Raw genomic sequence first — 16,923 nt, 5'->3', positions numbered from 1 at the left:
GCCTCATTCTATGTCCGCCGCGCCGCGATGTCGGCCCGGGCCGCGCTCCCGGGGCCCGCGAGCGCCTCGACGATGCGCCGGACCTCGTGCGGATCGGTGCCGCCGGACGCCCCGGGGGCCCTCATGTGGACTTCGCGGGCGGCGGATCGGCGGGCGATGTCGGCGACGTTGTGGGAGCGCAGCCCCCCGGAGACGAGGACGACGAGGTCGTCGCCGGCGCGCTGCGCCAGCCTCTTGAGCCGTTCGGGCCGGGCCGTGACCGGATCCCCGCCGGTCGTCAGGACCCGGTCGTAGCCCCAGGAGATCAGGCGGTCGAGTTCGCGGTCCTGGTCGGCGACGAGGTCGAAGGCCCGATGGAAGGTCAGCGGCGCCTCCTCCGCCTCGTCGCGCAGGAGCCGGGCGGCGGCCTCGTCGATGACGGCTCCGGGGGCGAGGACGCCGACGACGAACCCCAGGCGTGTGCGCGTCGCCTCCCCGAGGCGGCGCAGTGCCCGGATGTCGGAGGCGATGCGCGACACCTCGTCGCTCGTGTGGAGGAAGTCGCCGGGCCGGGGCCTGACGAGCACCTGGAGGCCGCCGACGGGGGCCGCGTCCACGGCGTCCTCGACGAGGCCGAAGGAGGGTGTCAGCCCCCCGCACGCCAGGTCGGCGCACACCTCGACGCGGTCGGCTCCGCCGGCGCGGGCGGCCGAGACCCCCGCGAGGTCGTCGACGCAGATCTCCACGGCGGTCATCGGAGCGGCTCCCACGCCTCGTAGCACGACGCCCCGGCGGCCCGCGCCCCCAGGACGGCGGCCCCCCAGCGGCCGGCGGCGTCCCCGAGCTCGGCGGCGACGAGGCCGGGCGGCCGCCGCCAGCGGAGCATATCGGCGAGCTCGGCGCGCAGGGGGTCGAGGAGGCGGGGGCCCGCATGGGACAGGCCGCCGCCGACGACGATGCGCTCGGGGTCGAGGGCGAGCGTCATCTGCGTGAGGGATACGGCCAGCGCGTGAACACCGGTGCCCCACACGCGGTCGGCGATCGGGTCTGACCCCAGGCGCTCCTCGACGCCCCTCGCCCCGACGTCGACGCCGGCGGCGTCCCGGTAGCGGCGGGCCAGGCCGGTGGCGGAGGCGTAGACCTCCAGGCAGCCGCGCTGGCCGCACCCGCAGGTCTCCCCGTCGGGGAAGACGGGGGCGTGCCCGATCTCGCCCGCGCAGTAGGAGGCGCCGGCCCACGCCCGTCCGCCGAGCATCACGGCCATGGAGATGCCCGTGCCGATGGGCATCATGAGGAAGGAGGAGGCCCCTCGTCCCGCCCCCATGAGGCCCTCGGCGATGCCGGCGGCCCTTCCGTCGTGCCCGAGGCGCGCGGGGATACCCGTGGCCCCGCCGATGTCCTCGGCGAGCGCCGCCCCGTCGAGATCGAGGTTCGACGCGTAGACGACACGACCGGCGGCCTCATCGACGATCCCCGGGCAGATCACCCCGATCCCGGCGATCCCCGGGTGCTCGTCGGACAGGCGGCGGGCGATGGCCGTGCTTTGCGCGGCTACTCCCCGGCGGAGCGTGGGGGCCCGCCCCTGCGCCTCGATCCGCCCGGCGGCGTCGACGATCATCCATTTGATCGCGGTGCCGCCGACGTCGATCCCCGCGTACAGGGAGGCTGTCACGGGATCACGACCCGCGCCGCCATCGCCCCGGGGTCCATGTCGGGGTCGAAGGGGAACATCGGGCGCGAGATCCTCGTATGGCCCAGGCGCAGGAGGTCCTGGTCGACGCCCCCGGGGGTCAGGGCCATGAGCCAGTCGGCCTGGGTCTCATACAGGTCGGGCTCGAGGTAGCCGATCTTGACGACGACGACGTCGGCGGCGGCGATGTCGATGCCGAGGCGCTCGAACTGCTCGAACGTCGTGTACTGGGCGCGGTTCGTCGTGACGATGAGGGTGAGGCCCCCGGTGCGGATCGCGGCCGTGGGCCCGCCGAGCGGGTCGTCGGCGAGGGCCCGGACGGTCCCGCGCACCCGCTGGGGCCCAGGGGGCCGGGTGTCGATGCGGCCTCCGACCTCGATGTCGACGCTCTGACCGACCCCGGCCCGCCAGCAGGCGCCCGCAGCATCCGGGTCGACGATGGAGGCGTGGACGACGTCGAGGGACCCGTCGACGACGGGAGGCCAGGCGAGAAGGCTGGCGAGGGCGACGGTGACGTCGTCGGCGCCGCCGGCCCCCGGGTTGTCGCCGGAGTCGGAGATGAAATAGGGGCGCCGGGCTCTCAGGCCGAAGTCGAGGCACTCGTCGATGGTGGCGACGGGGGCGACGAACTCGAAGTCGCGGCGCCTGTCCCAGAACTCCTGGCCGATGATCCGCGCCTGCTCAGCGACGAGCTCGGGGTCGTCGCCGGTGACAACGACGGCGCCGGTGCAGCGCGGCTGGTCGGCCCACGCGAAGCCGATCCAGATCCCGGCGTCGAGGATCCCGTCCATGGCTTCGACGGGCTCGATCATCGCGTACAGGGATTTCGCCGGCTCGATGCGCGTCGAGGTCTTCTCCCCAGGCAGGAGGACGGGGACGTGCACGAGGGCCTTGGCCGGTTTGGGCAGGCCCTGGCGGAGCCGGTCGACGAGGTTGCGGGCGGCGCGCTCGCGCGACTCCCAGGCGTCCTCGTGGGGGGCCATGCGATAGCAGGTGAGCAGGTCGCAGCCCTCGAAGAGGGCGTCGGACACGTTGCCGTGCAGGTCCATGGAGGCCGAGACCATCGGTTCGGGCCCGATGACCGAGCGGATCGCACCGATCATGTGGCCCTCGGCATCGTCGAGGCCGTCGACGCTCATCGCCCCGTGGATGTCGAAGAAGACCCCGTCGAGGCGGCCGGCGGCGCTCAGGCCGTCGAGGATCTCGGCGAGCCAGGCGTCGTAGGCGCCGCGCTCGACGACGCCGCCGGGCAGGGCGCGGGCGTGGAGGATCGGCACCCAGTCGACGGCGAGGGCCCAGTCGGCGCCCCGCCACTCGTAGCGGGCCATGAGGTCCGGGCCGCGGGTGACGGCGAAGTCGTCGGCTGTCGAGGTGTAGGGGGTGAAGGTCGAGCTTTCGATGTGGATGCCGCAGACGGCGATGCGGGGTCGGACGACCACGATGTTCTCCTAGTAGAGGGGTGGCCGGCGCGCCTGGTGCGCGAGCGCCACGGCCGGGGACGGTCGGAGGGGAGGGGTTCGGGAGGGCGTCAGCGCCCGCCCATGCCGGACATGGAGATGCCCTTGATGAGGTGCTTCTGCAGGACGATGACGAGCAGGGTCGTGGGGACCATGGAGATCATCGAGGCGGCGATCTGGAGCTCGTAGCGCGTCCCGTGCTGACTGGAGAAGGAGGTCAGGCCGACGGGCAGGGTGCCCAGGGTCTGGTAGTCGACGGTGACGATCAGGGGCCACAGGTAGGAGTTCCAGAAGCTCATGAAGGTGAACACCGACAGGACCGCGATGGCCGACTTCGTCAGCGGCAGGATGATCTGCAGGAAGGTCCGCACGGGGCCGGCTCCGTCGACGCGCGCCGCCTCCTCGATCTCGTAGGGGATGGACCGCATGAACTGGCGGATGAGGAAGGTCCCGAAGGCGCCGAAGGCGAAGGGGAGGATGAGCGCCTGATAGGTGTTCACCCATCCGAACTTCTGCATGAGGATGAACATCGGGATGACGAGGACCTCGGCGGGAATCATCATCGTCGCGAGGAACAGGACGAACGCGCCCTCGCGCCCCTTCCACCTGAGCCTGGCGAAGGCGTATCCGGCGGTCGTCGAGACGACGAGGACGACGAGGGTCCCGAGGATCGCGACGAGGAACGAGTTGCCGATGTAGCGCAGGAACGGCCCGTAGGTGAAGACCTCGATGTAGTTCTCCCATCGCAGCCTGGCCCCGAAGAGGGTCGGCGGCATCGAGAAGACCTCCTCCTTGGCCTTGAGGGAGGAGAAGAACGCGTAGACGAGGGGCGAGGCGAAGATCAGGGCCGAGGCCCAGACGGCGAGGTGCTGGATCGCGTCCTTGAACGGCGTGGGCTCCCCGCCCAGGAGTCCCACGCGGGTGTTCTTCGCGCGCTCGGGCTCTCGGGCGTCACGCTTCATAGTGGACCCACCTCCTCTGGGCGGCGAATTGGAAGGCGGTCACGAGGATGACCAGGGCGAAGAGGATCCACGCGGCGGCCGCGGCGACGCCGAGCTGGTGGAACTTGAAGCCCGTGTTGTAGATGAACATCACGAGGGGCAGGGTCGAGTTGCCGGGACCGCCGCCGGTGAGCAGCTGCGGCTGGACGAAGACCTGGAGGGAGGAGATGACGGTCATGACGGCGGCGAAGAAGATCGACGGGGAGATCATCGGCAGGACGACTTTGAAGAGCATCGTCGCCCCGCTGGCCCCGTCGATGCGGGCGGCCTCCATCACCGAATCGGGCAGTTCCTCGAGGGCGGCGGAGAAGATCAGCATGTTGTACCCCTGCCCCTGCCACACCGACATGATGACGATCATCGCCATCGCCCAGTGCGGGTCGGAGAGGAACACGGGCAGTTCGTAGCCGAACCACGACTGGGAGATGCCGTTGAACAGGCCCTGGGGCTGCAGGAGCATGCGCCACACGAGGACGTTGGCGACCATGGGGGTGACGACGGGGATGAAGAAGAGGACGCGGAAGGCGTTGCGCCCGCGGATCCTCGGCCCGATGAGGAGGGCGAGCCCCAGTGACACGATGATGTTCGCCGGGACGTACAGGACGGTGAAGACCACCGAGTTGCGCAGGGCGGGCCAGAAGTCGGGGCTCTGGGTCATCAGCCAGGCGTAGTTGTCCAGGCCGACGAATCGCCTCTGCCCGAAGGCCGGCCAGTCGTACAGGCTCATGACGATGGACAGGACGACGGGGACGACTGTGAAGAGGCAGAGCCCCACCAGGGCCGGGCTGGCGAAGCCCAGCGCCTGGAGGGACTCCGCCCTGCGCAGCCTGCTCCGCCGGGGGCGGGACACAGGTGTGGTGGTCATGGCGTCGGTGGTTCCTCTGGTCGGGTCAGTTCTGGCCGAACTGCTTCTGGGCGTTGCCCAGCATGTCGGCCATCGTCGAGTCGCCGGTGTACACGGAGACGAGGTTCGGGGTGAAGTACTCCGAGACCTGAGCCCACTTCTCGTTGACGTGCTGGCCCTGGAGTCCGGAGAACGCGGCCTCGAAGACGGTGCGGACGTCCTCGCGGTAGGCCTCGTCGAGGGAGTCGAAGTACAGCGGCTGGGATTCGACGCGCGACGGGTAGGAGCGCCCGGACGACGAGATCAGGTCCTGGGCCTCCTTGGAGACGAGGGATCCGAGGACTTTGAGCGCGGCCTCGCGCTCGGGGCCCTGGCAGGTGGCGGCGATGCCGAATCCGGAGCCGAGGACGAGGCCAACGGAGGAGCCGTCGGCGTTCTTCGGCAGGGTGACGGCGCCCGCGGCGAAGCCCTTCTCGTTGGTGAAGTAGCCCTGGGCGTTCCACGTGCCGTCGACGGCCATGGCGGTGTTGGCCGAGGAGTACTGGTCCTCGCCCCAGCCGGCCTCGGAGGCCGAGGGGACGGGGTCGGCGACGCCCTCGGCGGTGGCCAGGGAGGCGTACCACTCGGCGGCCTCGACGAACTTCGGGTCGGTCAGTTGGAGCGTGCCGTCGGCGGCGACGGGCTGAACGCCGGATTTGGCGATCGGCAGGGCGAGCCATTGGAACTCGCCCATGCCCATGCCGAAGCCCTTGTGAGCATCGGTCGTCGCCCCCTTGGCGGTGGCGACGAAATCGTCGAAGGTCCAGCCGTTGACGGGCTCGGGGGTCCCGGTCTCGGCGAGCATGTCCTTGTTGTAGTAGACGAGCATGGCAGCGACGTCGTAGGGGATGCCGTAGAGGGTGCCGTCATAGGTGAGGATGTCGAGGGCTCCGTCGGTGAAGTCGGCTGGGTCGATGCCGGCGGTTGCGAGGTCCTCGTCGGTCAGGGGCGAGAGGGCGGGGTGGAAGACCGAGAGCTTCTGGCCGTTCATCGAGGTCAGGCACGACAGCTGCCCGGAGGACATGTTCGAGGTGAGCTTGGTGAAGTAGTCGCCCCATGAGGCGACGTTCGTCGTGAGCTCGATGTCGGGGTTCTGCTCGCGGACGACGTTGGCGGTGTCCTCGATCCATTTGAGGTCGGTGTCGGAGCTGCCCCACATGTCCCAGGTCAGGGCGATCGTGCCGTCGGCGGTCGCGGTCGTCCCGGAGCCGGAGCCGCCCGAGCAGGCGGCCAGCCCGAGGGAGGCGGTCATCGCCGTGGCGACGGCGAGGGCGGTGTAGCGCATCTTCATGGTGTTCTCTCCTTTGAGGTCGGTGCGCGGTCGTTGGGTTCTCGTCGGTGTCATTCGTCTGCGTCGTCGAGGTAGAGCTCGATGACGGGGACCAGTGCGTCGGGTCGGCGCACTGGGAGCGTGAGGGTGAGGGTCCCCTCGGGTTGCCCTCCCAGGTCGGTGGATAGGGCCTCCTTGTCGGGCGGCAGGACGCTCATCGGCAGTTCGGAGCCGTCGTTGAGGAGGCGCGCGAAGCGGACCCGGCCGGCCAGGTCGGGCAGGTGGAGGTGGCCGAAGGGCCAGTGGAGGAGGTGGACGTAGAGGCGGTCGGCGCGGCGGGTGAGGACCGTGCCGGCGGGGGCGGTGAAGCCGTCGGCGGCGCCGGCGCCGATGATCGAGGCGCGGTGCAGTCGCATCCATTCGCCGATGGCGTCGAGGGCGTCCCGATCGGCGGCGGTGATGGCGCCGCGGGCGTCGGGGCCGATGTTGAGGATGAGGTTGCCGTCCTTGGAGACGGTGTCGACGAGCATGCGCACGAGCATGTCGTGGCTCTTGTAGTCCGTGTTGTCCCGGTCGTAGCCCCAGGAGCCGTTGAGGGTCTGACAGGCCTCCCATCGCACGCGCCGGCCCGCGAGGGTCATCGGGGCGCTGGGCTGGTACTGCTCGGGGGTGACGAGGTCGCCGGGGATGTCGAGGCGGTCGTTGACGAGGATGCCGGGTTGGAGGCGGGTGCACATGTCGAGGAGCTCGACCGATCCCCAGTCGTCGTGTCCCTTGCCGGTGAATCCCTCGAGCTTCCAGGGGTAGGAGAAGTCGAAGAAGAGGTAGTCGATCGTCCCGTAGCCGGTGAGGAGTTCTCGGACCTGGCCGTGGAGGTAGCGGCGGTACTCCTCCATGGTCCGCTCGGGGTGGGGGTCGTGGGCGTCGGGGTCGTCGCGGCGGGGGTGGTGGAAGTCGTAGGGGAAGTCGGGGTGGTGCCAGTCGATGAGCGAGTGGTAGAGGCCGACGCGCAGTCCTTCGGCGCGCAGGGCGTCGACCCATTCGCGCACGAGGTCGCGGCCCTGGTGGGCCTGGGAGGTGTAGTCGGTCAGGGCCGAGTCCCACAGGCAGAAGCCGTCGTGGTGCTTGGTCGTCAGGACGGCGTATCCCATTCCGGCGCTCTTGGCGGCTCGGGCGATCTCGCGGGCGTCGAAGAGGTCGGGGTCGAAGAACTCGGCGTACTTCTCGTAGTCCTCGACGGTGCGCCGCTCGCGGGTCATCACCCATTCGTGGCGGGCGGCGACGGAGTAGATGCCGTAGTGCACGAACAGGCCGAACCGGTCGTGGTCGAACCATGCGTGGGCGGCGGCCTGCTCCGGGGTGACGGGTCGCGGCATCAGCAACTTCCTCCAATGAATCGGATGAACAGAACTACTTTGTCCTACACCAATCGGACAATAGCGCATTCCCCGAAAGAACGCATAACCCTCGTAGTTCACAAATGCATAACGGTTGTTCGCTCCGCCGATCACCGAAGATCGGCCTACACTTCACTCAACGATTTGGACGAAGAGGAGGCACAGGATCCATGAGCATCGACGATCCAGCGCTCCTGGACATCCACCGGCGCCTGCTCGACGCCCTCGAGCGCCGCCCCTCCTCGACCCGCCCCGCCCTCGCCCGCGACCTCGGCGTGTCCACCTCGATCGTCTCCCTGCGCATCCACGAGCTCATCGCGGCCGGCCTCGTCGTCGAGTCGGGATCCGCCCCCTCGACCGGGGGGCGCCCCTCGCGCACCCTGCGCCTCGCCTCGGCCCTCTCCCCCGTCCTCGCGGCCGACCTCGGCACCCGCCACGCCCGCCTCGCCCTGGCCGAGGACGACGGGACGATCCTCGACCTCGTCGACCTCGACATCGACACCTCGTCCGGACCCGAGGTCCTGCTCCCCTCCCTCGCCGACCGGTTCGACGCGATGCTCACCGACCACGGACGCGCCTCGCCCGGCTCCGTGTGCATCGGCCTGCCCGGACCGATCGACCCCGACCGCGGATCCGTCGACTCGGGGGCGCGACTGCCCGGCTGGCACGGCTTCCCCGTCGAGCAGTTCTTCGCCGACAGGTACCGCGCGCCCGTCGCCGTCGAGAACGACGCCGACCTCCTCGCCCTCGGCGAGCACCTCGCCCACACGGGCATCCGCAGCTCCCTCAGCGTCAAGGCCGGCAGCGCCCTGGGCGTCGGGGTCGTCATCGGCTCGCGCATCCACCGGGGCGCGACCGGGTCGGCCGGCGACATCTCCCACGTGCGCATCACCGGGACCGGCGACGAGCCCTGCTCCTGCGGCAAGACCGGGTGCCTCGACACCGTCGTGTCCGGACGCGCCCTGGGCCGCCAATGGAACCGCCTGACCGGCGGCGCCGCGGGCACCGACGACCTCATCGCCAGCGCCATCGACGGGGACGCCCTCGCGGTCCGCCTCCTGCGCACCGCGGGGACCCGACTGGGCGAGGCCCTGTGCCTCGTCGCCGGCTTCTTCAACCCCGACGCCGTCTTCATCGGGGGACGGCTGTCGACCGTCGAGGTGTTCCTCGCCTCGGTGCGGGCGGCCCTGTACACCGGGTGCCACCCGCTGATCACCCGCCGCCTCATCATCGAGGCGGCCTCGACGGGCGAGAACGGGGGCGTCCTCGGGGCCATCGCCCGGGCCCGCGAGATCAAGCCCCGCGCATGACGGGAGGGCGGTGCCGATCGGCACCGCCCTCCGCGTCGTCGTTCAGGCCGCGATCACTTGGCGACGGCCTTCTTCAGGGTCGAGCCCGCCGACAGCTTGACGCCGTAGCCCGCGGGGATCTGGATCTCCTCGCCCGTACGGGGGTTGCGGCCCGTGCGAGCGGCGCGCTCGACGCGCTCGACCGACAGCAGGCCGGTGACCTTGACGGACTCGCCCTTGGCCAGGGACTCGACGAGAACGTCCTGGAAGGCGCCCAGAGCGGCATCCGCCTGGACCTTGGTCAGGTTGGCGCGCTCGGCGATCTGAGCGACGAGCTCGGTGCGATTCACGGACATGTAGGAACCTCATTCCTGTCGTTGTCGGGGACCACGAAGATGGTCACGGGGAAACATTACGGAATACGGAGGCGAATTGTCAGTTCTGGCGCGTGTTTTCGCCGATTTCGTGACGGATTCCCACCTGATGGACGCGCGTCGCCCCCTCCCGGGGCGGGAAGGGGCGACGCGACGGGCGGCGAACGGGTCTCAGACCCGTTCGGGTACCGACTGAGAACCCTCGGGAGCGGCGCTCATCATCCGCCCGCCCTTGGCCCGTTGCCGTTCGGCGAAGAAGATGATGAGCCTTTGGACGACGACGAACAGGAGGAGCATCAATCCGGTGATGATCGTCGTCGCGGCCGGGGGGATGCGCCCATCGCGGGTGATGATCAGGCTCGTCGTCGCGAAGACGAGAGCTCCGACGATCGAACCGAGGACGTACCCGGCGCCGCCGGTGATGATCGTCCCGCCGATGACGGCGGCGGCCACGGCGTTGAGCTCCCACCCCTGGCCGAGGATGTTCTGCCCCTTGCCGACCCCGGCGACGTAGACGACCGAGGCGATGCCCGAGAACGTCCCCGACAGCAGGAAGATCGACGACAGGGAGCGCCCCGTGGGCAGGCCCATCAGGCGCGCCGAGTCCTTCGCGGGAGCGCCCATCGCGTAGATGGTCCGCCCCGTGCGGGTGCGGTGCATGACGAAGTAGGCGATGAGGACGACGAGCGCGGCGATGATGACGCCCACGGAGACCGTCAGGTCGTTGACCTTCGGACCGTCGACGAGGGTGAGCTTCGTCCCCAGGAGGCGCAGCCCGTTGCCCTCGTCGAGGACGATCGGCTTGCTCGAGATCATCGCGGCGATGCCCTGGCCCAGGTACATCGTCGCCAGCGTCGCGATGAACGGCTGCATGTCGAAGAACCGCACGAGGACACCCGACAGCGCGCCCATCGTCGTCCCGATGAGGATCATCACGACGGCCACGACCGGCCAGGGGACGCCCGCGTTCGCCATGGTGCACCCGACGACCGAGCTCAGGGCGATGACGGCGCCCACGGACAGGTCGATGCCGCCGATGAGGATCGGCAGGGTCATCGCGATGGCGAGGATGATGAGGTAGGCGTTGTCGTTGAAGAGCGACGAGACCGTGTTGAGCCGGAAGAACTTGCCGTAGGCGAGCTGTCCGACGATGAAGAGGGCGAGGAGAACGGCGACGGCGACGTAGGTCGGGATCTTGTTGAGGTCCCGGGTCAGCCACGCGTTGAAGCGGCTCTTGCCTGCGGATTGCGTGCTCATGGTCACGCCACCTCCTTGGCCACGGCGGGCTCGGTCTCGTGCGGGAGCGGGGGCTTGGCTTTGCGGGTCGTCAGCTTGGCGACGAGCCCGGACTGCAGGACGCACACCGCGATGACGATGATCGCCTTGAAGGCGGGCGTCGCGGCGTTGGGGATGCCCAGCCAGACGATCGTCTTCTCGAGCATCGGGATCATCAGAGCGCCCAGGTAAGTCCCCAGGAGGGAGAAGCGCCCGCCCAGCAGGGAGGTCCCGCCGATGACGACGGCGAGGATCGCGTCCATCTCGTAGCCCATGCCGGTGTTGGCCGGCTCGACGCGCATGACGTTGCCGACGGAGAAGACGCCGGCCATCGCGGCCAGGACGGCGGAGATGATGTAGACGGTGAAGAGGATACGACGCGGCTCGATGCCGGCCATGCGCGAGGCGACGGGGTTGAGGCCGACGGCCTCGATCTCCAGGCCCAGGGCGGTGCGCCGCATGAGCAGCGCGACGGCGACGACGATGAGGGTCGCGAGGACCCACGCCAGGGGCAGCCCGAGGAGGTGGCCGGTAGCCAGGGCCTTGAAGGAGTCGTTCGTGGCGGCGAGGTTCTCGCCGTCGGTGATGACCTTGGCGATGCCGCGCCCGGCGAGCATCATGATGAGCGTGGTGACGAAGGGCTGGAGTCCGATGTAGGCGACGAGCGCCCCGTTCCACGCGCCGATGAGGGCGCAGGCCCCCAGGGCGCCGGCGAGGGCGACGATCGCCCCGCTGGTGCCCGAGGCCCCCTGCAGGAGGGTCATGGCGATGGCGCCCGAGACGGCCATGACCGCTCCGACGGACAGGTCGATCCCCGCCGTCGAGACGACGAAGGTCATGCCGACGGCGATCATCAGGTAGGGCGCGGAGTTGCGCAGGACGTCAATGAGGGGGCCGTTGAGACTCCCGCCGGTGAAGCCGATCCGCAAGAACGTCGGGTCCTTGATCGCGCAGATGGCGATGAGCAGGATGATGGCGACGAGGGTCCAGATGATCCGGGTGTCGATGCCGGCCAGGGGGTTTCGGCGCGGGGCCGATCCTGTTCGAGTACTCACGCCTGCTCTCCTCCTTCGGCGATGATGCCCACGATGTCCTTCTGGGTCAGGGTCCCGTCATTGTCGATGAGGGCGGCCTGGTGGCGGTCGCGCATGACGACGATCCGGTTCGAGATGCGCAGCACCTCGTCCATCTCCGACGAGACGAAGACGATCGACATCCCGTCCTGGGCGAGGTCGAAGACGAGTTTCATGATCTCGGACTTCGCGGAGACGTCGATGCCGCGGGTGGGCTCGTCGAGCATGAGGACTTTGGGACTGGTGGCGAGCCACCGGGCCAGGAGGACCTTCTGCTGGTTGCCGCCGGACAGTGAGCCGACGGGGGTGTCGCCCGACGGGGTCTTGATGCCCAGGCCGGTGATGTAGCGCTGGCAGACCTCCTCCTGCTCGGCCTGGGGGATGCGCCTGGCCCATCCGCGCATGGCCTGGAGGGAGATCATGATGTTGTCGCGCACCGACAGGGCGGCGATGATGCCCTCGTCGCGCCGGTTCTCGGTGGAGTAGGCGATGCCCTTCGCGAGGGAGCGCAGCGGACCGACCGCGTGGATCGTCTCCCCGTTGAGGGTGAGGGTCCCGGAGTCTGGGCGGTCGGCGCCGAAGACGAGGCGCACGGCCTCGGTGCGCCCGGATCCGAGGAGGCCGGCGAAGCCGAGGACCTCGCCCTGGCGCACGTCGAAGGAGCCGGCGTCGACCGAGCCGATCCTCGACAGTTCCTCGGCGACGAGCTGGACGGGGGCGTCGTCGGCGACTTCGGGCCTCTTGGATTGGATGGCGTCGAGGTTGCTGAGGTCCTGGCCGATCATCATGGAGACCATGACGTTGCGCGGGAGGTTGACCGTCAGGTCCTCGCCGATGAGGCGGCCGTTGCGCAGGACGGTGATGCGATCGGAGATCTCGTAGACCTGGTCGAGGAAGTGGGAGACGAAGAGGATGGCAACGCCTTGGTCGCGCAGCCGTCGGATGATGGCGAAGAGCTGGGCGACCTCGCTGACGTCGAGAGAGGAGGTGGGCTCGTCGAGGATGAGAACGCGGGCGTTGACGACGGTGGCGCGGGCGATGGCGACGAGCTGCTGGACGGCGATGGACACGGAAGCCAGCGGCGCGCGGGTATCGAGGTGGTCGAGGCCGACCTGGCCGAGGGCCTCGCTGGCCTGGCGGTGGGTGGCCTTCCAGTTGATCCCGAGGGGGGATCGGACCTCGTGGCCGAGCATGAGGTTCTCCCCGATGGACAGGTTCGTGCACAGGTTGACTTCCTGGTACACGGTCGAGATCCCGGCGGCCTCAGCCTGGGCCGTTCCGTTGAACCGCTGGGGCTTGCCTTCGACGAGGATCGTGCCCGAGTCGATCTGGTAGACCCCGGTCAGGGCCTTGATGAGGGTCGATTTTCCGGCCCCGTTCTCCCCCATGATCGCGTGGACTTCGCCGGGGAAGAGCCTGAAGTCGACGCCGTCGAGGGCCTTGACTCCGGGGAATTCGATGGAGATGCCCGTCATCTGGGCGATGGGGGCGGGGGCGCCCCCGTGTTCTTGTTGATCCACTTCTCTCACGTCCTTGTTCGAGGCAGGCGCCCGCCGGGGCGGGCGGTGCGGCGGCGACCGCAGCGCGGGGGCGGGAGGGATCTCCTCCCGCCCCCGCGTGTCGACGAGTCAGACGGCGCCGGGGGCGCGCGTGTCGGTGATCGACGATATCCGATCAGTACGGACGGCCGTCGATGATCTCCTGGGTGATGGAGTCCTGGTCGAAGGAGGCCGAGTCGACGACGATGCTCTTCTCGACGGTCTTGCCCTCGACGAGCGAGCGGACCGCGTCGACGGCGTCCTTGCCGAAGATCGGGTTGTACTCGATGACGTAGGAGAGCTTGCCGGCCAGGAGGCCCTCGAGCGCCGGGCGGGTGCCGTCGATGGTGATGATCTGGACGCCGTCCTTGCCGGTCGTCAGGCCCTTGGCCTCAACGGCCTGGGCCGCTCCCAGTCCCATCTCGTCGTTCTGGGCGAAGATCACCTTGATGTCGTTGTTGTACTTGTCGAGCAGGCCCTCGGTGACGGTCTTGCCCTCTTCGGTCGACCAGTTGGCCGACTGGTTCTCGAGGACCTCGATGTTCGATCCGGAGATGAGGGACTCCCAGCCCTCGTTGCGCTCGTTGACGACCGACAGGCCGGCGGGGCCTTCGAGGACGACGGCCTTGGCGCCGTCCGGGTTGTTGTCGATCGCCCACTGGGCGGCGGCCTTGCCGGCTTCGAGGTTCGAGGGGCCGATGTGGGTCGAGTAGAGGGACTCGTCGTTGGGCTCGATGCCGCGGTCCAGGAGGATCACGGGGATCTCTGCTTCCTGGGCGGTCTTGAGGGACTCCTCCCAGCCGGTGGCCTCGGTGGCCGACAGGAGGATCGCGTCGACCTCTTCGTTGACGAAGGAGGCGAAGGCCTCGAGCTGCTTCTGCTGGTCGTTGTTGGTCGTCGGCGAGTACTTCAGGGTGATGCCGGCGTCCTTGAAGGCCTGCTGGATGTCGTTCTCGTTGGCGGTGCGGAAGCCGCCCTCGGGGCCGACGGCGACGAATCCGACGGTGATATCGGAGGCGCTGGTCGACGAGGTCGAGTCGGCTGTGGACGAGCCGGAGGCCGCCGAATCGGCGGAGTCGGTCGTCTGGCCGCCGCCGCAGGCGGTCAGGGAGACGATGGCGAGGCCGGCCGCGGTGGCGGCGGCGAGGCTGCGGAAGCGCGTGTTGATGGTCATTGTTCCTCCTCGAACAAACTGATGCATGGAGAGGGAGGGATAGGCGGCTGCATGCCGTATGCCCCACTCACAAGGTTAACGCTAACACATACTGCATGGATCCACCCGCTCGTCACGATTCGGCGACGAATCGGTGGTCCGGCCGGGCACGGGGGTGCCCGGCCGGAGGATCACAGCCCCTCGGCGAGACGGTGGTACGCCTGGTTCCACCGCGTCGACGAGGAGAAGTCTCGCCGCGTCGTGGACTCGTCGATGACGAGAAGCTCCATCTTCGCGATGCGCGCGAACATCTCCCACACGTCGATGCCGACCTGAGTCGACATGCACGTGTGATGCGCCGCCCCGGCCGTCAGCCACGCCTCGACGGAGGTGTAGAAATCGGGCTCGGGGACCCACATCGCACGAGCGACGGGCAGCTTGGGCATGTCATGGGGCGGCTCGACGACCTCGACGACGTTGGCCGTCAGACGGAAGCGGTCGCGCATGTCCGACATGGCGACGACGACCCCGGGACGCGCGTCGGCGTTGAAGACCATCCGCACCGGGTCCTCGCGGTCGCCGATCCCCAGGGGGTGGATCTCGATGCGAGGAGTGGATTCGGTCAGCGACGGGCAGATCTCGAGCATGTGCGCCCCCAGGATCATCTCCTGGCCCGCGACGAAGTTGTAGCAGTAGTCCTCCATGAGGGAGGCCCCGCCCTCCAGGCCTTCGCCCATGACCTTGGCCGCGCGCACGAGGACCGCCGTCTTCCAGTCGCCCTCGGCCCCGAAGCCGTAGCCGTCGGCCATCAGGCGCTGGACGGCCAGGCCCGGCAGCTGTCGAAGGGCGCCAAGGTCCTCGAAGTTCGTCGTGAAGGCCTTGGCCCCCCGCTCGTCGAGGAAGGAGCGGATCGCGATCTCCTCGCGGGCCGCGTAGCGCAGCGATTCGTGCCGCTCCCCGCCGGCTCGAAGCTCCTCGGCGACGTCGTACCGCTCCTCGTAGAGGGCGACGAGGTCGTCGATCGCCGCCTCGTCGACCGCGTCGACGGCGGCGACCAGATCGTTGACGGCCCAGGTGTTGACGGACACCCCGAGGCGACGCTCGGCCTCGGTCTTGTCGCCCTCGGTGACGGCGACGTTGCGCATGTTGTCGCCGAAGCGCACGACCTTCAGTTCCGAGGTCGCGGCGAAACCGGCGGCGGCGCGGACCCAGTCGGCCACGCGCGAGACGGTCGACGCGTTCGAGGCGTGCCCGACGACGGTCGTACGGGGCACGCCCAGGCGCGTGAGGATGTAAGCGTACTCCCGGTCGCCATGGGCGGCCTGGTTGAGGTTCATGAAGTCCATGTCGATCGAGTCCCACGGGATCTCGATGTTCGCCTGGGTGGCCAGGTGGAGCAGGGGCTTGGAAAGGACCTCCAGGCCGCGGATCCACATCTTCGCGGGCGAGAAGGTGTGCATCCAGGAGATGACGCCGAGGACCCGGTCGTCGGCGGAGGCTTCGAGCATCGCCCTGCGGATCGCGTCGGAGTCCTTGAGGACCGGCTTCCACACGACGGGGGCGGGGATCACGCCAGCCTCGTTGAGGAGGCGGACGACCTCCTGGGACTGGTCGGCGACCTGGCGGAGGGTCTCCTCGCCGTAGAGGTCCTGGCTGCCCGTGTAGAACCAGACCTCTCGGCCCTCGTAGAAGCTTGTCATCGCTGTTCTCCTTCGTCGTTGCCGTCGTGCTGTCCGTAGACGAACTGGTATCGGGTGTAGAGGCTGTCGATCTTGTCCTGCTCGATGGCGATCGGCTCGCCGAGCTGCTTGGCGATGTGGACGGTGCGCGCGACCTCCTCGACCATGGCGGCGGCCTTGACGGCGGCGCGCGCGTCCGAGCCGATGGTGAAGGGCCCGTGGTTGCGCATGAGGACGGCGGGGCTGCGGGACTCCGAGAGGGTCTCGACGATGCCGCGCCCGATCGAGTCGTCGCCGATGAGGGCGAAGGGGCCGACGGGCACGGGGCCGCCGAACTCGTCCCCCATCATCGTCAGGACGCAGGGGATCTCCTCGCCGCGCGCGGCCCAGGCGGTCGCGTAGGTCGAGTGGGTGTGGACGACGCCGCCGACCTCGGGCATGTGCGCGTAGACATAGGCATGGGCCGCGGTGTCCGATGAGGGGGATCCCTCCCCCTCGACGAGGGCGCCGTCGAGGTCGCAGACGACCATCGACTCTGGGGTCAGGTCGTCATAGCTGACACCGGAGGGCTTGATGACGAGGAGGTCCTGCGACCCGTCCTCGGCCGGGCCCTTGACGCGCTGGGAGACATTGCCGGCCGTCCAGACGATGAGGCCCCAGCGGGGCAGCTCCGCGTGGAGCCGTGCGACGACTTCTCGGGTCTGTCGCACCCGGGCGGCGAATTCCTCGTCCCAGGTGCTCGGATCGCGGTGATCCATGCTCGCAGTCCTTTCATTTTGGTGTCAGCCCCCGCACCACTGCGTGCGATCCGCGCCATGCGGGAAGGAGCGACGAAACGGATGTCAACACCTATAGGTTAGCGTTC

General features: G+C 69.1%; 15 protein-coding genes. 1 reads left to right on the top strand and 14 read right to left on the bottom strand.

Going from position 1 to position 16,923, the window contains the following annotated elements; genetic code table 11:
- Positions 1 to 8 precede the first annotated feature (8 nt).
- From M3T53_RS09005 to M3T53_RS08975, 7 genes are all read right to left on the bottom strand, one after another.
- Entirely contained in the window at positions 9 to 734 is a 726-nt protein-coding gene (locus M3T53_RS09005) for a copper homeostasis protein CutC (RefSeq protein WP_272434187.1), read from the bottom strand.
- A complete protein-coding gene (locus M3T53_RS09000; protein WP_272434186.1) occupies positions 731 to 1,651 on the bottom strand; it encodes an ROK family protein in 921 nt (306 codons plus the stop codon). Before M3T53_RS09000 ends, M3T53_RS09005 begins: the two co-directional genes overlap by 4 nt.
- Positions 1,648 to 3,108 carry a M81 family metallopeptidase gene (locus tag M3T53_RS08995; protein ID WP_442866947.1) on the bottom strand — a complete coding sequence of 487 codons (1,461 nt, stop codon included), beginning with the start codon at positions 3,106 to 3,108 and terminating at the stop codon, positions 1,648 to 1,650. Before M3T53_RS08995 ends, M3T53_RS09000 begins: the two co-directional genes overlap by 4 nt.
- An 89-nt stretch (positions 3,109 to 3,197) precedes the next feature.
- Positions 3,198 to 4,088 carry a carbohydrate ABC transporter permease gene (locus tag M3T53_RS08990; protein ID WP_272434185.1) on the bottom strand — a complete coding sequence of 297 codons (891 nt, stop codon included), beginning with the start codon at positions 4,086 to 4,088 and terminating at the stop codon, positions 3,198 to 3,200.
- On the bottom strand, positions 4,078 to 4,992 hold the full coding sequence (locus M3T53_RS08985) for a carbohydrate ABC transporter permease (RefSeq protein WP_272434184.1): 915 nt from the start codon (positions 4,990 to 4,992) through the stop codon (positions 4,078 to 4,080). The genes M3T53_RS08990 and M3T53_RS08985 overlap by 11 nt, the downstream gene beginning before the upstream one ends.
- A 25-nt stretch (positions 4,993 to 5,017) precedes the next feature.
- Entirely contained in the window at positions 5,018 to 6,301 is a 1,284-nt protein-coding gene (locus M3T53_RS08980; protein WP_272434183.1) for an ABC transporter substrate-binding protein, read from the bottom strand.
- Positions 6,302 to 6,351: 50 nt separating this feature from the next.
- On the bottom strand, positions 6,352 to 7,656 hold the full coding sequence (locus M3T53_RS08975) for an alpha-L-fucosidase (RefSeq protein ID WP_272434182.1): 1,305 nt from the start codon (positions 7,654 to 7,656) through the stop codon (positions 6,352 to 6,354).
- 191 nt (positions 7,657 to 7,847) lie between these two features.
- Here M3T53_RS08975 and M3T53_RS08970 point away from each other — a divergent pair, with 191 nt between their 5' ends.
- On the top strand, positions 7,848 to 8,987 hold the full coding sequence (locus M3T53_RS08970) for an ROK family transcriptional regulator (RefSeq protein ID WP_272434181.1): 1,140 nt from the start codon (positions 7,848 to 7,850) through the stop codon (positions 8,985 to 8,987).
- Positions 8,988 to 9,040: 53 nt separating this feature from the next.
- On the opposite strand, the gene M3T53_RS08965 is transcribed toward M3T53_RS08970, so the two are convergent.
- The 7 genes from M3T53_RS08965 to M3T53_RS08935 form a co-directional block, all read right to left on the bottom strand.
- Complete coding sequence (locus M3T53_RS08965) at positions 9,041 to 9,322, bottom strand: HU family DNA-binding protein (RefSeq protein WP_272434180.1); 282 nt, start codon at positions 9,320 to 9,322, stop codon at positions 9,041 to 9,043.
- A 189-nt stretch (positions 9,323 to 9,511) separates the two neighbouring features.
- Positions 9,512 to 10,597: an ABC transporter permease gene (locus M3T53_RS08960; protein ID WP_272434179.1), complete on the bottom strand. Its 1,086-nt coding sequence runs from the start codon at positions 10,595 to 10,597 to the stop codon at positions 9,512 to 9,514.
- A gap of 2 nt (positions 10,598 to 10,599) precedes the next feature.
- Positions 10,600 to 11,670 (bottom strand): ABC transporter permease, encoded by a 1,071-nt coding sequence (locus M3T53_RS08955; RefSeq protein WP_272434178.1) that lies wholly within the window; start codon positions 11,668 to 11,670, stop codon positions 10,600 to 10,602.
- Positions 11,667 to 13,208, bottom strand: a complete 1,542-nt coding sequence (locus tag M3T53_RS08950; protein ID WP_272434177.1) for a sugar ABC transporter ATP-binding protein — start codon at positions 13,206 to 13,208, stop codon at positions 11,667 to 11,669. Before M3T53_RS08950 ends, M3T53_RS08955 begins: the two co-directional genes overlap by 4 nt.
- A gap of 154 nt (positions 13,209 to 13,362) precedes the next feature.
- Positions 13,363 to 14,400, bottom strand: a complete 1,038-nt coding sequence (locus M3T53_RS08945) for an ABC transporter substrate-binding protein (RefSeq protein WP_272434175.1) — start codon at positions 14,398 to 14,400, stop codon at positions 13,363 to 13,365.
- A gap of 170 nt (positions 14,401 to 14,570) precedes the next feature.
- Complete coding sequence (gene araA, locus M3T53_RS08940) at positions 14,571 to 16,079, bottom strand: L-arabinose isomerase (protein WP_272434174.1); 1,509 nt, start codon at positions 16,077 to 16,079, stop codon at positions 14,571 to 14,573.
- Complete coding sequence (locus M3T53_RS08935; RefSeq protein ID WP_272434173.1) at positions 16,076 to 16,816, bottom strand: L-ribulose-5-phosphate 4-epimerase; 741 nt, start codon at positions 16,814 to 16,816, stop codon at positions 16,076 to 16,078. Before M3T53_RS08935 ends, araA begins: the two co-directional genes overlap by 4 nt.
- Positions 16,817 to 16,923 lie beyond the last annotated feature (107 nt).

It is taken from the genome of Actinomyces sp. B33 (assembly GCF_028437565.1).
In the GTDB taxonomy this organism is placed as follows: Bacteria; Actinomycetota; Actinomycetes; order Actinomycetales; family Actinomycetaceae; genus Pauljensenia.
The sequence above is the reverse complement of the archived record's forward strand: the minus strand, read 5'-3'. Positions and strand labels throughout refer to the sequence as shown.